1 protein-coding gene is annotated in these 1925 nt (G+C 47.0%); it reads left to right on the top strand.

The window, feature by feature from the left end; genetic code table 11:
- Positions 1-210: 210 nt before the first annotated feature.
- Positions 211-1925: DMSO/selenate family reductase complex A subunit (locus ACRC27_RS04745; RefSeq protein ID WP_438639306.1), on the top strand; the 1715-nt coding region annotated here is incomplete at its 3' end.

Below are 1925 nucleotides of genomic sequence, written 5' to 3'. Positions count from 1 at the left end.
CGGTAATCGGGTCAGTAATTTGGTTGAGTGAGGGTGATACTGCTCTGTATCCCTCAATAAAATACTGTTTTTTGATGCAATAAGTATGTAACTAAATGTTGTATAAGTAAAAAATAAGTAACAAAGAGTGTATTTAAATTGATGAGGATCATGGGTATCTACCACTAAGTAGTTAACACTTGCTGGCATCATAATAATGCGAGCAATGTCATGACCATTAAAAAATCGATAATTTCGCGCTTGATGAGCCGCCGAACCTTTGTACAGGGGTCTGCGGCAGTGACCGGTGCGGCAGCCGTTGCCAGCACAATGAGTCTGCCGTTTCGTGCTCAGGCCGCAACCGAAAATGTTTCTGCTGCCGCAACCGCGGCAGGTGAAGAGATCCGCTACAGTGCCTGCTTGGTAAACTGCGGCAGCCGTTGCCCGTTAAAGGTGCATGTGAAAGACGGTGTGATCACGAAAATTTCTAATGAAACGATTGTTGATGATTCAGCATTCGGACAACACCAAATCCGCCCCTGTTTGCGCGGGCGCTCAGTACGCTGGAAAACCTATAACCCTGACCGGATTAAGTATCCGATGCTACGCGTAGGTAAACGTGGTGAGGGAAAATTTAAGCGTATTAGCTGGGATGAAGCGACGACGATTGTGGCCGGCCAGTTAACACGGGTGATTGAAAAATACGGTAATGAAGCGATCTATTATCAGTATGGCACTGGTTCAACGGGAGCAAATTTACAAGGCCGCACGGCATGTAAACGGTTTCTAAACTTATTGGGTGGATATTTAGAGCAGCACAACACTTACTCTACCGGCCAAATTGACCGCATTGTGCCTTTTGTCTACGGCTCTGATGAGTTGTCACTTTTCTCTGAGGTAAAAAACTCCGATCTGGTGGTGATGTTTGGCCAGAATGTGGGGGAAACCCGCATGTCGGGAGGTGGGCAGTTTTATGAGCTGTTAACGGCGCTGGAAAAGAGTAAAGCGAAGGTCATTATTATTGATCCGCGTTTTACCGATAGCGTGACCGCGCTGAATGCAGAGTGGATCCCGATTCGGCCGGGTACTGATGCTGCATTAGTGGCGGCAATCGGCTATTGCCTGATTCAAGAAGGGCTGACGGATGAAGCATTCCTGAAAACATATTGTGTTGGCTGGGATGCAACAACATTGCCTGAATCAGCCCCCGAAAATGCCTCTTATAAAGATTATATTCTTGGCTCTGGCGCAGATAAGGTCGCTAAAACGCCTGAGTGGGCCAGTGAGATCACCGGTATTCCTGCCACCCGTATTCTTCAATTGGCGCGTGAAATGGGCAGCTCAAAGGCGGCTTGGATTTCACAAGGCTGGGGATTACAGCGAACGGCAAATGGTGAGCAATCCGCCAGATCGGTAATGATGCTGCCGATCATGACCGGAAATATCGGTAAGCCTGGTACTAATACTGGTGGTTGGGGCGGTAATGTTAAATACAGCGTGCCAAATTTCAGTATTCCTAATCCGGTAAAAACCTCTATTCCATGTTTTTTGTGGACTGACGCGATCGTTCGCGGCACAGAGATGACGGCTAAAAATGCTTATGTGCTGGGTAAAGAGAAGCTCGACACGAATGTGAAGTTTTTGTGGAACTATGCCAGTAACGTAACGGGCAACCAGCACTCTGATTTAAATAGAACACACCAGATCCTGCAAGATGAGTCTTTGTGTGAGTTTGTTTTAGTCTGGGATAACCATATGACGGCATCAACCCGTTATGCTGATTTGGTTTTGCCAGATGCAACTTCGGTTGAGTCGAGTGACTTAATTGATAATTCGTATGCCAGTGGTGCGTACCATTATATGGTGCGTTTGCAGCAGGCTATCCCACCATTATGGGAGTGCCGAACATCGTACGATGTGTTAAGTGAGCTGGCCAAAAAAATGGG

Origin of the sequence: Plesiomonas sp., assembly GCF_051650925.1 — a bacterium.
Lineage (GTDB): Bacteria > Pseudomonadota > Gammaproteobacteria > Enterobacterales > CAMTGL01 > Plesiomonas.
The sequence above is the reverse complement of the archived record's forward strand: the minus strand, read 5'-3'. Positions and strand labels throughout refer to the sequence as shown.